Origin of the sequence: Streptomyces sp. AC550_RSS872 (assembly GCF_019049285.1) — a bacterium.
Lineage (GTDB): Bacteria > Actinomycetota > Actinomycetes > Streptomycetales > Streptomycetaceae > Streptomyces.
In genome coordinates this window covers 346,450-358,350 of record NZ_JAGMUL010000015.1, presented here as the reverse complement: position 1 = coordinate 358,350, position 11,901 = coordinate 346,450, and the positions used below count along the sequence as shown (strand labels likewise).

Genomic DNA, 11,901 nt, shown 5'->3' with positions numbered 1-11,901 from the left:
CGATCTGGGCGGCGAGGCGGGGGTGGGCGGTCGTCAGGTGGGGGCGGGTGGCGTTCAGGGGGTGGATGAGGGCGGTGGGGTCGTCCTGGGCAAGGGCGGCATGGAGTTGGCCGACCGGGCTGCGGGCTGCGGTGGGCAGATCGGTGAGGGCTGTGATCTGGCCGGCGATGCGGCGCAGCCCGGCGGCGTTGTCGCGGGCCCAGGCGGTGAGGTTGCGGTCGGCGGCGCGGCGTTCGCGGGTGGCCTGGACGCGTTGTTCACCGGTGGTTCCGGCGGGGCCGGGCCGGTTGCGCAGGTAGCGGCGTTCGGCGGCCTGGCGGCTGGCGACCCCGAGGGGGCGGGCGAGGTCGGCCCAGCTGGCGCCCGCGTGGCGGGCGGTTTCGATCAGGCCGGTTTCCCATCCGGCGAGCTGCTCGCGGATCTGCCGCAGCAGCAGCAGAGAGGCCAGCGCCTGCTCCGCCTCGGTGTGCTGGGCGTCGTGGGTCGGGCGGGAGGTCTCGTGCTGGGCGGCGCTCAGGGCGTCGTTGATGGTTTCCAGGGCCGCCGCGGCTGCGAGAAAGGAGGTCGGGCCCTGGGGGCCGGGGGGCGGGGCCGGGTTCGGAATCGGCTGGCCGGGTGATGCTGTCATGGGCACCTCACTTCACCTTCTCCTCTGCACCGTCTCCGAGACGCGTCATCCTTTCGACGACATCATGTTTGTCATCCATTGGACGACATGTTACAACGGTTTCACGAGGCGCATTGGCAGGTACTGCCTGAACCTTCTGGAGGTGTTTCGCGATGTTGATGCGCACCGACCCCTTCCGCGAACTCGACCGGCTGACCCAGCAGCTGACGAGCCCGGGCACCTGGACGCGGCCGTCCACGATGGTGATGGACGCCTACCGTGAGGGTGACGAGTACGTCGTGGCCTTCGACCTTCCCGGCGTCACCACCGAGGCGATCGACATCGACGTCGAGCGGAACATGCTGACCGTCAGGGCCGAGCGGCGGCCCGTGGCGAAGGCCGACGACGTGCAGATGGAGCTGTCGGAGCGGCCGCTGGGTGTCTTCTCCCGGCAGCTCGTGCTCGCCGACACCCTCGACACCGAGCACATCAAGGCCGACTACGACGCCGGGGTGCTCACCTTGCGCATCCCGATCGCCGAGCGCGCCAAGCCCCGCAAGATCACCATCGGCGGGGAATCCTCCCGCAAGGAGATCTCCGGCTGATCCGGACCACCCGGACCACCCGGAACGATCAGCGGCGCAGGACGGGCACCTGGACTCGTCCTCACCCGTCCTGCGCACCCGCCCGACCCGAGAACCCGTGAAAGGGGGCGGCCGGCGTGACGCTGCGACGGGAAGCGTTCCTCGACCATGTGCAGGAACGCGGCGAGTACGAAAGCCGGCAGGAGGCAGAACGCGCGGCCCGTGTGGTGCTCGCCCTGCTGGGCGCCCACCTGGTCGGCGAGGTGCGCGCCCAGCTGGCGGCGCGCCTGCCGGAGGACTTCGCCCTGATCCTGCTCAACCCCATGCACAGCGCCGAACCGCTGTCACCGGAGCGGTTCGTGCGGGCAACGGCCGCCTGGATCGAGGGAGCCACCACCCAGACCGCGGCCTGGGACGTCGGCGCCGTCCTCAGCACGGTCGCCGACGCCGCCGGCCATGACCTGCTGGGGCAGATCCTGCTCCAGCTCCCCGCAGGCTACGACCTGCTCTTCGGCAGCACACAGCCCACCTGACCACCCACAGCAACCGGTGCCCGCGCGCCCCTGCCGGGCACCGCCACCACGACCGACAGAAAGGCGACCACCGCAGTGATGCCCGACCGGCGTGCTCCACTCCAGCAGCCCTCCGTGCCCACGTTCGAGCAGATGCTGGAGAAGGTCCGCTACGAAGGCGCCTACCCCACCCGGGAACGCGCCGAGGAAGCCGTCCGCCTGGTTGTCGCGGGACTCGGACGCCAGCTGACCGGCGACGAGCGCGTCGAACTCGCCGCACGTCTGCCCCAGGAAGCCGCGCGCATCCTGGCCGAACAGATCCCCGGCACCCAGCCTCTGACCGGCTGGGCGTTCGTCAAGGAACTCGCCGCCCGCACCGGCGCCTCCCCCGCCACGACCCGCTGGGACACCGGATCCGTCCTCACCACCGTCGCCGCCCTGGCCGGCCCCGAACTGCTCACCCGCATCCTGCACCAGCTCCCCTCCGGCTACGCCCTCCTGTTCGGCCGCGCCGAACTCACCCAACCCGTCAAGAAGGCAGCCTGACACCGCCCCCCACTCCCCAGCCGTCTGTCGGAAGCGGCCGCCCTTCGCACTCCGGCCGCCCCGGCCGCCCTCCCGCGCCGGATGAGCCATGTTTCCGGGCCGCCCGGGGCCGAATCACCCATATCCGCGCTGCGCACGATGCCCGCGTGAGTTCCCGGACACTTCCTTGGGCCGGATTCGCTTGCCGGGATCGGCTTGGCACGGATTCGGGCCGGCCCGGATTCCTCTGTGCCGGAATGGGACGCGGCAGCGGAAAAGCGGCCTCTTCCCGCCCGGTTGTTGTGCGGGCGTGCTCTGCGTGTTTCACCGCGGTGCGCTTGGCGGTGCGCGACCATACGGACAACGCCGACACCTCACGATCATCGGCATTGCGCGCGGAAACACCAGACCAGAAAGAAGGACGTACGTGTCCGGCAGCGAAAGCGAAAACCCAGCAATCGCGTCCCCGACCCCCACGGCGACTCGGCCCAGGACGAACCGGGACTGGTGGCCGAATCAGCTGGACCTCCAGATTCTCCACCAGCACTCGTCCCGTTCCAATCCGATGGACGAGGACTTCGACTATGCGAGCGAGTTCGCCACCCTCGACGTCGACGCCCTGAAGCAGGACGTCATCGACGTGATGACGACGTCGCAGGACTGGTGGCCGGCCGACTACGGGCACTACGGCCCGCTCTTCATCCGGATGAGCTGGCACGCCGCCGGCACGTACCGTGTTGCCGACGGCCGGGGCGGTGGCGGCAGCGGCGCTCAGCGCTTCGCTCCGCTCAACAGCTGGCCGGACAACGCGAGCCTCGACAAAGCGCGCCGTCTGCTCTGGCCGGTCAAGCAGAAGTACGGCCAGAAAATCTCCTGGGCCGACCTTCTGGTCTTCGCCGGCAACTGCGCCATGGAATCCATGGGGTTCAAGACGTTCGGATTCGGCTTCGGACGAGAGGACATCTGGGAACCCGAGGAAATCTTCTGGGGGCCCGAGGACACCTGGCTCGGCGATGAGCGCTACAGCGGCGACCGCGAACTCGCCACTCCCTTCGGTGCCGTGCAGATGGGACTGATCTACGTCAATCCGGAGGGGCCCAACGGAAATCCCGATCCGTTGGCCGCCGCCCGGGACATTCGCGAGACGTTCGGGCGCATGGCAATGAACGACGAGGAGACGGTCGCCCTCATCGTCGGCGGTCACACCTTCGGCAAGTGCCACGGCGCCGTCGGCCCCGAGTACATCGGTCCGGAACCCGAGGCCTGCCCGATCGAGCAGCAAGGCCTCGGCTGGCGGAACACGCACGGCAGCGGCAAGGGTGCCGACACGCTCACCAGTGGACTCGAAGGCGCGTGGACTCCCGAACCGACCAAGTGGGACAACGGTTACCTGGACACCCTGTTCCGGTACGACTGGGAGCTGACGACGAGCCCCGCCGGGGCCAAGCAGTGGACTCCCACGGATCCTTCGGCCAGGGACACGGTGCCGGACGCTCATGATCCGTCGAAGAGGCACGCTCCCATGATGCTGACGACGGACCTCGCGCTGAAGCTGGATCCGGTGTACGGCCCGATCTCGAAGAGGTTCCACGAGAACCCGGACCGACTCGCCGACGCGTTCGCCAGGGCGTGGTACAAGCTGCTGCACCGCGACATGGGACCCGTCACGCGCTACCTCGGCCCGTGGGTCGCCGAGCCGCAGCTGTGGCAGGACCCCGTCCCCGAGGTAGATCACGAACTCGTCGCGGACGGGGACATCGCCGCCCTCAAGAGCAGGATCCTCGCCTCGGGACTGCCCCTCTCCCATCTGGTCACCACCGCTTGGGCGGCGGCAGCGAGTTTCCGCGGTACCGACAAGCGCGGCGGGGCCAACGGGGCACGGATCCGGCTCGCGCCGCAGCGGGACTGGGAGGTCAACCGCCTGCCCGAGGTGGCCGAGGTGGTGCAGAAGCTGGAGCAGATCCAGCAGGACTTCAACCGCTCCCAGGCCGGCGGAACGAAGGTCTCGCTCGCCGATCTGATCGTCCTGGGCGGATGCGCGGCCGTTGAGCAGGCCGCCAAGAACGCCGGTCACGACATCACGGTGCCGTTCGCCCCGGGGCGCACGGACGCCTCGCAGGAACAGACCGACGTGGAGTCGTTCGCCGTACTCGAACCCAGGGCGGACGGGTTCCGCAACTACCTCCGGGCCGGCGAGAAGTTGTCGCCGGAGACCCTCCTGCTGGACCGCGCCAACCTGTTGACGCTGACCGCTCCCGAGATGACCGCGCTGATCGGCGGCATGCGGGTCCTGGACACCGGCTTCAAGCGATCCCCGCACGGCGTCTTCACCCACCGGCCGGAGACGTTGACGAACGACTTCTTCGTCAATCTGCTCGACATGGGGACGGAGTGGAAGGCGTCGACTTCGGACGAGAACGTGTTCGAAGGCCGGGACCGCGCCACGGGCGAACTCAAGTGGACCGCCACCGCGGTCGACCTCGTCTTCGGATCGAACTCCCAGCTCCGAGCCGTCTCGGAGGTCTACGCGGCCCACGACGCGGGAGCCAAGTTCGTACGCGACTTCGTCACCGCGTGGACCAAGGTGATGAACCTCGATCGGTTCGACCTGTCCTGAGTCTCCGCACCCCTTCGCTTCCTTGGCGGGCACGCGTACTGCACCCAGCACGCGTGCCTGTGCGGTCAGCGTTGTGGGCTCATGGCCCAGCGGATGGTTCGGGTGAGGGCCTGGCCGGTGGGCCGTACGGCGAGGTCCTCGACGACCGGTAGGCGGGGCAGCCACAGCATGCCGCGGGCCCAGGGCGGGAGGAGGACGACGGCGTTGGCGGCGAGTCCGCCGTAGAAAGGGCGTACCGCGAGGGGCAGGGGTGGCTGGAGGAGGAGGAAGCGGGCGGCGGCTCGGGCGGCGGGCGTGGCCCGCAGTTCGGGCCGGTAGGCGGTGAGCCGTTCGGCGAGCTCGTGGCGGTTGCGCGGGGGGTCGGGCACGCCCAGTGCTTCGGCGATCCGCGCCGTGTCGGCGACGTAGGCGTCGTAGGAGGCGGCGTCCAGCGGGTGGGCTCCGTAGCGTTCGTGGGCACGGAGGAAGCTGTCGGTCTCGGCGGCGTGCACCCAGCCGAGCAGGTGCGGGTCGGCCGCGTGGTAGGGCGTGCCGTCCGTCGTCCTGCCGCGGATGTGTTCGTGGATGGCGCGGACGTGGTCGACCGCGCGCTGAGCGTCGGCGGCGGTTCCGTAGGTCGTCACGGCCAGGAAGGTGCTGGTTCTCTGGAGTCGGCCCCATGGATCGCCGCGGTAACCGGAGTGCCCGGCCACCGCTGCCATGGCGAGCGGGTGAAGGGACTGAAGCAGCAGTGCGCTCAGCCCGCCGATGAACATCGAGGTGTCCCCGTGGACCGTGCGGATCGGGCGGTCGGGGCCGAACCAGCGTGGTCCGGGGGTGTGGTGGATGCGGGCGCGTGTCGCCGGGCCGTCGGGTCCTGCGACGCGCCGGAACAGGGCCTGGCCCAGTTGCTCACGGACTGCGGTCAGCACGGTCGGCCTCCCCTCTCCTGCTGCCAGTGTGGCTCACCGGTGGTGGGGATCTGCCGTGGTTCACGGTCCGACGCCGGCCATACCTGGGGCAGGCCGTCGGGTACGCCGGGGAACAGGTCGGCGTACGTCTCGCGGTCCTGGCTGTGCGGTGCCGAGCGGTTCCTCTCGTGGAAGGCTTCGGACCTCATGTCGAAGACCTCAGCACGAGCGCACGGGCCGTCCGCCGCCAGGATGTCACCTCAACAGGGCGGCGACCTTCGAGCGAACGACGTCCCAGGCGGCGGACGAGAGGTCGATGAGTTCCGTGCCTCGCAGCGCGTGCAGGGTCTGCGCGGCGTCGACGGCGCATGTGGCGCTTGCGCTGAGTACGTCGTAACCGTCGCGGACGGCGACTCGAAGGCGGCGGTGACCGTCGTCGTCGGCGTGTACGGCGGCGGCGACCACCAGGGGCGGCGGGCCGCCCGCCTCGCCGTCGAGTTTGCTGAACGAACTGGCGATCGGCTCGCGCCAGTGGAGGCTGAGCAGGACGGGACGCTTGACCGTCAGCTCATTCAGGTCGGTCTCGCGGACGCCGTCGGCCTCCAGCACCCTCGCCCTGGCGTCCAGCACGACGGCCGCGGGCAGCAGGCAGCGCAGCGTGCTGCCGACGAGGTTGCCGCCGACCGTCGCGCTCCTTCGGACGGCGCCGGTGCCCACCTGGGCGGCGGCCAGGCGCAGGGCGTCCGGAACCCGGTCGTCCATGCGATGCAGCACTACGGCGCCGCCCACCGTGTCGCGCTCCAGGACATTGGCCTCGGGCAGCTCACGCAGCGACATGGCGACCTTGGGGAAGCCGTCCCGCTGCCAAGTGGCCCAAAGGAGCGTCGCCCCGCCGATCGGTACGGCCCCCTCGGCCAGACACTCCTGTGCATCGGACACCGACGTGGGCAGACGCAACAGCACGCTCACCACCCTGCCTTCCTCATGAGTCGGGTACAGGCAACAGGCGGCGCGTTTCGGCCACCTGCCCCGCGGTAAGACAATCTGCCCGCCGGGGGGCGCGTACAGGGCTCACACGAGCACGCACTGCGCGCTTTTCCCGCCATCGCGCAGGAGCCGCGCCCGGCCGACGCAACGCCCCCCCCCGCTTGATAGGCAAGCATCCACTTGCCTATGCTGTGGGTGTGGCCGATGACCTCTTCAAAGCCTTGGCCGACTCCACCCGCCGGATCATCCTCGACGAGCTCACGCAGAAGTCCGGGCAGACACTGTTCGAGATCTGCTCGCGGCTGAGCATGAAGCATCGGCTCGGCATCTCACGCCAGGGGGTCTCCCAGCATCTGGCCGTGCTGGAAGCCGCCGGACTCGTCGAGACCAGGCGGGAAGGCCGCTACAAGTTCCACGACCTGAACACGGCGCCGCTGCGGCAGATCACCGAGCGATGGCTCGCGCCCGACCCGTCCGACCCGTCCGACCCGAAGGAGAGCAGCCCATGAGGATCCATCTGACCAGCGTCTTCGTCGACGACCAGGCCAAGGCCCTGCACTTCTACACCGAGATCCTCGGCTTCGTGAAGAAGCACGACGTGCCCGTGGGCGAGAAGGACCGCTGGCTGACCGTCGTCTCCCCCGAGGAGCCGGGCGGCACCGAACTCCTCCTGGAGCCCATGGGCCACCCGGCGGCCAGGACCTACCGCGACGCGCTCACCGAGGACGGCATCCCGCTCGCCCAGTTCGCCGTCGACGACGTGAACGCGGAGTACGAGCGCCTGCACGGCCTCGGCGTCCGCTTCACCCAGGAGCCGCTGGAGATGGGCCCCGTGACCACCGCCGTCTTCGACGACACCTGCGGCAACCTGATCCAGATCGCGACACAGCCGCAGTAGAGGGGCCGCCACCGCCAGGAGCCGCGCACTCCCGGGCCTCAGGCCCGGCTCACACCACGTCAGCGGTACGGCTCCGCAGCGCCTGGTACACCGACCATGCCACGGCCACCAGCGGTACGGCCACCACGGCACCGACGGCCCCCGCCGCGACAGCTCCGCCGACGACCGCCAGCGCGACCACCACCGGATGCAGCCGAACGGCCCAGCTCATCACGATCGGGTGCAGGAGGTGTCCTTCGATCTGTCCGATGACCACGACCAGGGCCACGACCAGCAGCGCGATCAGCGGCCCCTTCGTCGCCAGCGCGACGACGGCCGCGACGCCCAGGGCGATCGGCGAACCGATCAGCGGGATGAAGGCGGCCACGAACTCCAGCAGCGCGAGCGGCACGGCCAGTGGCACTCCGAGAGCGAACAGTGCGATGCCCACGAGGACCGCGTTGGTGCCCGCCACCAGCAGGATGCCGTGCGTGTAACCCGTGAAGGTCCGCCAGGCGGCCGCGCCGCCGACCGTGCACCGCTGCCGTGCGGCCACGGGGAGCTGGTCGCACAGCCACTGCCACTGCCGGTCGCCGGAGTGCGTGAAGAAGACCGCGCAGAACAGGGCCAGAGCGAGCACGGTCAGCACCTCCACCAACCGGCTCGCGCCGCTGAGCGCAGTACTGATGAGGGTGGAGCGGTGGCTCGACAGGAGCTTGCCGATCCGGGACTGGAGGTCGTCGAACGCTTCCGGCGGCAGCCGGAAAGGAGGCTCCTCCAGCCGACGCTCGATCCGGTCGATGCCCGCCACGAACTCTTCTCCAGCCCCCTGCGCTGATCCGCCACGATCTCCCCCACCAGGGCCAGCCCCCCGAGGACGAGGACGATGCCGCCGATGAGCGCGGTGGCGACCGCGAGCGGCCGGGGCATGACACGCGCCAGGAGCCCGGCCACGGGACGGAGCACGGCCGTGATGACGAGTCCGAGGAACACGGCGACGGCGATCCGGTGAAACTGCCCGAGCACGGAGAAGGCCACCCGGACGACGACACCGACGGCGATGATCCGCCATGCGTACGCGGCGGCGGTCCGCAGCGCGCCCGGCACACGCGCCTCCCCGCTGCTCGAACGTCCGAACGGCGAATCGGGCGGATCAGGGGACGTGGACATCTCATGCCGGTACCACCCCCCGGCCGTCCGGCCATACAGCCGGCCCGTAATTCCCCCGAAGGCCGGTACCGGCCGGTGCCGCCCCCGCCGCACGCCGCGCGGCCCGCACCAGCGATCATGGCCGTATGCCCGACTCCCTGACCGTCCGCCGCGTCCTCGGCGACCGCCCCTTCGCCGAGATCGGAACGCCATCGGCCGTCGCCGTCAGCGAGGAGCGGGGGATCGCCGTCGTGGGCGGCGACCTGGGATCCCTGAGCTGGTCGGGGTGCGGCGTCGCCGGGTACGGGTGGAAGCGGTACCGGGTGGGCGTCCACGGCACGGACGATCTGCGCTGCCGCCTGCTCGTGGAGTCGCGATGGCCCGTCCGTTCCGTCGCCGTCCACCCGACGCTTCCGCTCGTGGCCGTCGGCACCGGCGAGTACGACGGGGAGTACACCTTCGACGGCGAACTGCTGTTGATCGACCTGGAGTCGGGGCGGTCGCGCTCGATGATGCGCCGGCCTCGTGAGGTCCTGCGGGTGCAGTGGGAGAGCGAGCGGGAGTTGCGGCTCGTGGTGGCCGCGACGGACGACGACGACCCCGACGAACTGGACTCGCACGCGTACGACGTCGTCGTCGAACGGCCCGACTGGAGTGCCGCGCCCCGGGGTTCGGTGCAGCAGAAGGAACTGGCCGGAAACTGGGTCGAGTTCGATCGGTCCGCCCTGTCCGGTCAGGCGGCCCGTCGGACCGTCGAGAAGTTGGCCGGCGAGTCCTGTGGGGAACCCCGCCGACAGGTGTGGGACGTGCGCGGCCTGCCCGACGGGCGTGTGCTGGCCTGTCTGCGCGGTGTGCTGGCGGAGGCGTGGCTGCCGGACGGGCGTCTGGACTGGCGCGTCGCGGACGAGGTGGGCGGGCGTCAGCTGGTGGTCCGTGAACGCGACGCCTGGGTCAACGTGGCGCGACGGCCGGAGACCTGGAGGGGCTGGGAGCCGGGCACCGAGGCGCCGTTCGTCACCCGGGTCTGCCTCGCGGACGGCAGCACGCTCGGCACCCTGACGCTCGGCCACTCCGTCACGTTCGCCACCCGCCAGGACGGCTGGCTCGCGCTTCGCTCGACGGCCTCCAGCAGGCAGTACGAGCCTCAGCCCCAGCCGGTCGCCCTGATACCGCCCGCCGAGGACACCCCGCGGGCGACCACGACCCTGGGAGAGTTCGGTCCCGGCAACCATTGCTTCCCTGTTCGGCACAGCAGCCGGCTGCTCTTCCTCGACGGCAGGGAGCGGGTTCCGTCGATGGACAAGTGGGTGGTCGCCGTCGATCCCGAGGACGAATCCGTGCCCGAGCGGCTGTTCCCGCTCGACTGGCAGTCCCCGCCCAGGCATCTCGTCGGCGGCCCCGGCATCGAGCTGGGCCCCCCGGGGAACCGCGAGTTGGTGCATACGGGAAGCGTGCACGTGGGCATCGGCGAGAGGGCCTTCGTCGTACGCCGCAGCCTCACGGACGGTGCGGTCCGCTGGGTGTTCACCGCGAAGTACCCCGCCACTGCCGTGGACGGCGACGAGGACACCGTCTACGTCTCCTTCAACACCGGCGAACTGGTCGCCCTGCACGCCTCGGACGGAACCGTCCACTGGCGGCAACACCTGAAGGTCGGCGGCCGGTGCGTCGTACCGCTGTCCCTCGAACTGACCGATCCGGGCCGGCTGCTGATCGGCACCGTGGACGGACGGATTCTCGACTGCTCGGTGGGGCGGCGGGCAGCGTCGTAGCCAGGACGGCACTGCCGCTGACGGGTGCGGTCACGGCACGGTGCTCCGGACGCTGATCAGGTCGGTGACCGCTTGGAGGCCGCCGTCGGCGAGGGCGGCGCGCTGGCGCTCCGCGCCGGTCCCCTTGCGCAGGAGGCGGTCCGTCAAAGCCGTCACCTGCCGGGTGTCGCCGGATGCGTCGAGCGCGGGGCCGATGTGGCGCAGGAGTTGGTGCAGCACCTCGGCGGCGCACCGGGATGCTCCGCCGGGGTCGACCAGGGTGGCGCCGAGACCGTGGCGGGCGGCGTGCCACATGGCGGCCCGCAACAGTTCGGGGGTGTGGTCGGGCAGGGGGGCCTCGGCGGCCGTTTCCGCAAGGGCGGTCTGCACCAGGGCCCGGATGATCCCGGCGAGCATGACCGCTTCGTCCGCGCTCAACTGGACGTCCGAGCACCGCACCTCCACGGTGGGATAGCGGTCCGACAGACGGGCCTGCCAGTACACCTGACCGATGTCGGCCATCAGACCGGCGTCCAGCAGTCGCTCTATGCGCTGGTCGTAGTCCGCGGCGTCCTGGAAGAGCGGCGGCATGCCGCTGACCGGCCAGCGGCCGAAGATCACCGTACGCCAGCTCGCGAAGCCGGTGTCCTGGCCGTCCCACAGGGGGGAGTTCGCGGACATGGCGGTCAGGGCCGGAAGCCACGCCCGGATCCGGTTCAGGACCTGCACGCCCTCCTCGCGGCCGGGCACGGCGACGTGTACGTGCATGCCGTTGACCAGCTGCTCCGCCACCAGCTGGGGCGCCTGCGTGACCATGGCCCGATAGCGTGCCTCGTCGGTGACGGCGACGGGACGACCGCGGCGCAGGGGCGACGCCCCGCAGGCCGCGATCCGGCAGCCGTGCTCCTCGGCGGCCACCGCGACGGCCTGCCGAAGTCGCAGCAGGTGTCCTCCGGCCTCCTCCAGCGTCTCGCACACCGGGGTGGCCACCTCGACCTGTGCCTGGAGCAGCTCGTGCTGCACCTCTCGGTCCGCCGCGAGACGCCCGAGCCCCGTCGCGAGACGCACCTCCTCCCCCTGGGGCACCGGCAGACCCGTGGCCGGGTCGAGCAGCAGGTACTCCTCTTCCACGCCGATCGTCGTCATCGACCGCCCTTTGTTCCGCCCGTCCTCCGCCGGGACGATCCCGGCTCCGAGTGCCGCGGCCTCGGAAGGACAAACCATGCGACAGTCTCTCCCGGGTGATCCTCCGGGCGCAGTGCGCCGCCGGTCGTGGCCGAGGCCTGGCCGGAGCTGAGGCAGACCTGGACGAAGTCCTCCACGCCGCCCGTGTGGAGATTCAGTTGCACACGCGCATTACGCGCCTTCGCGCTGATTGAACGTACGTAACATGGCGGCCTTC

12 protein-coding genes and 1 pseudogene are annotated in these 11,901 nt (G+C 70.6%); 7 read left to right on the top strand and 6 right to left on the bottom strand.

Annotated elements, in window-relative coordinates:
• The coding region (locus tag KUM44_RS07955) for a type III effector protein (RefSeq protein WP_217207042.1) at positions 1 to 628 on the bottom strand (628 nt) is incomplete at its 3' end.
• Positions 629 to 780: 152 nt separating this feature from the next.
• Between KUM44_RS07955 and KUM44_RS07950 the strand changes: the two genes are divergently transcribed.
• From KUM44_RS07950 to katG, 4 genes are all read left to right on the top strand, one after another.
• Positions 781 to 1,212: an Hsp20/alpha crystallin family protein gene (locus KUM44_RS07950; protein ID WP_217207041.1), complete on the top strand. Its 432-nt coding sequence runs from the start codon at positions 781 to 783 to the stop codon at positions 1,210 to 1,212.
• 116 nt (positions 1,213 to 1,328) lie between these two features.
• A complete protein-coding gene (locus KUM44_RS07945) occupies positions 1,329 to 1,724 on the top strand; it encodes a DUF2267 domain-containing protein (protein WP_217207040.1) in 396 nt (131 codons plus the stop codon).
• Positions 1,725 to 1,802: 78 nt separating this feature from the next.
• Positions 1,803 to 2,249 (top strand): DUF2267 domain-containing protein, encoded by a 447-nt coding sequence (locus KUM44_RS07940; RefSeq protein WP_217207039.1) that lies wholly within the window; start codon positions 1,803 to 1,805, stop codon positions 2,247 to 2,249.
• Positions 2,250 to 2,655: 406 nt separating this feature from the next.
• On the top strand, positions 2,656 to 4,845 hold the full coding sequence (gene katG / locus KUM44_RS07935; protein ID WP_217207038.1) for a catalase/peroxidase HPI: 2,190 nt from the start codon (positions 2,656 to 2,658) through the stop codon (positions 4,843 to 4,845).
• 65 nt (positions 4,846 to 4,910) lie between these two features.
• Here katG and KUM44_RS07930 read toward each other — a convergent pair whose 3' ends face one another.
• From KUM44_RS07930 to KUM44_RS07920, 3 genes are read right to left on the bottom strand one after another with little or no spacing between them, the layout of a single operon-like run.
• A complete protein-coding gene (locus KUM44_RS07930) occupies positions 4,911 to 5,756 on the bottom strand; it encodes an oxygenase MpaB family protein (protein ID WP_217207037.1) in 846 nt (281 codons plus the stop codon).
• The gene (locus KUM44_RS07925; protein WP_217207036.1) at positions 5,750 to 5,944 is read right to left on the bottom strand and encodes a hypothetical protein; all 195 of its coding nucleotides are present in this window, start codon (positions 5,942 to 5,944) and stop codon (positions 5,750 to 5,752) included. The genes KUM44_RS07930 and KUM44_RS07925 overlap by 7 nt, the downstream gene beginning before the upstream one ends.
• Positions 5,945 to 5,990: 46 nt before the next feature.
• Positions 5,991 to 6,698 carry an FAD binding domain-containing protein gene (locus tag KUM44_RS07920; RefSeq protein ID WP_217207072.1) on the bottom strand — a complete coding sequence of 236 codons (708 nt, stop codon included), beginning with the start codon at positions 6,696 to 6,698 and terminating at the stop codon, positions 5,991 to 5,993.
• Positions 6,699 to 6,919: 221 nt separating this feature from the next.
• On the opposite strand from KUM44_RS07920, the gene KUM44_RS07915 reads away from it, so the two are divergent.
• Both KUM44_RS07915 and KUM44_RS07910 read left to right on the top strand, forming a co-directional pair.
• Positions 6,920 to 7,231 carry a helix-turn-helix transcriptional regulator gene (locus tag KUM44_RS07915; RefSeq protein ID WP_217207035.1) on the top strand — a complete coding sequence of 104 codons (312 nt, stop codon included), beginning with the start codon at positions 6,920 to 6,922 and terminating at the stop codon, positions 7,229 to 7,231.
• Positions 7,228 to 7,620 carry a VOC family protein gene (locus KUM44_RS07910; protein ID WP_217207034.1) on the top strand — a complete coding sequence of 131 codons (393 nt, stop codon included), beginning with the start codon at positions 7,228 to 7,230 and terminating at the stop codon, positions 7,618 to 7,620. Before KUM44_RS07915 ends, KUM44_RS07910 begins: the two co-directional genes overlap by 4 nt.
• Before the next feature lie 49 nt (positions 7,621 to 7,669).
• Here the strand turns inward: KUM44_RS07910 and KUM44_RS07905 are convergent.
• Positions 7,670 to 8,769, bottom strand: a pseudogene (locus KUM44_RS07905) (AI-2E family transporter).
• A gap of 125 nt (positions 8,770 to 8,894) precedes the next feature.
• Here KUM44_RS07905 and KUM44_RS07900 point away from each other — a divergent pair.
• Entirely contained in the window at positions 8,895 to 10,520 is a 1,626-nt protein-coding gene (locus tag KUM44_RS07900) for a PQQ-like beta-propeller repeat protein (protein ID WP_217207033.1), read from the top strand.
• A gap of 30 nt (positions 10,521 to 10,550) precedes the next feature.
• Here the strand turns inward: KUM44_RS07900 and KUM44_RS07895 are convergent, their stop codons facing one another.
• Positions 10,551 to 11,645, bottom strand: a complete 1,095-nt coding sequence (locus tag KUM44_RS07895; RefSeq protein ID WP_217207032.1) for a glutamate--cysteine ligase — start codon at positions 11,643 to 11,645, stop codon at positions 10,551 to 10,553.
• Positions 11,646 to 11,901 lie beyond the last annotated feature (256 nt).